The sequence below is a fragment of the Streptomyces hyderabadensis genome (assembly GCF_020404845.1).
Lineage (GTDB): Bacteria > Actinomycetota > Actinomycetes > Streptomycetales > Streptomycetaceae > Streptomyces > Streptomyces hyderabadensis.
The window spans coordinates 1-366 of record NZ_JAIOJZ010000159.1 but is presented as its reverse complement, the minus strand read 5'-3'; the positions used below and the strand labels follow the sequence as shown (position 1 = coordinate 366).

At 70.5% G+C, this 366-nt stretch carries 1 protein-coding gene; it reads left to right on the top strand.

Translation table 11 applies throughout. The annotated features are described in order from the left end of the window. Positions 1–50 precede the first annotated feature (50 nt). Positions 51–366 (top strand): SpnB-like Rossmann fold domain-containing protein (locus tag K7854_RS37345; protein WP_226030991.1); only part of this gene is annotated, 316 nt, incomplete at its 3' end.

Here is a 366-nt window from a genome sequence, read left to right as displayed (position 1 = left end):
TGGGTTCCTGGGCGGTGCTCGGGGACGGGCCGGTGGTTGATGGTGGTCGGGTGTTCGCCGATGTGGATGCGCTGCTGGCGGCTTCCGGGTCGGGTGTTCCTGGCACGGTGGTGGTGGAGTGCCGGGCTGTGGAGAACGTGTCGGTGCCGGATGCGGTGCGGGCGGGGCTGACGGATGTGCTGGGTTTGGTGCAGCGGTGGGTTGGTGAGGAGCGGTTGTCCGACTCGCGGTTGGTTGTGGTGACGCGGGGTGCGGTGGGTGTGTCGGCTGGTGAGCCGGTGGATGTGCGGACCGCGCCGGTGTGGGGGCTGGTGCGTGCGGCGCAGGCGGAGCATCCGGGCAGGTTCGTGCTGGCGGATCTTCCGG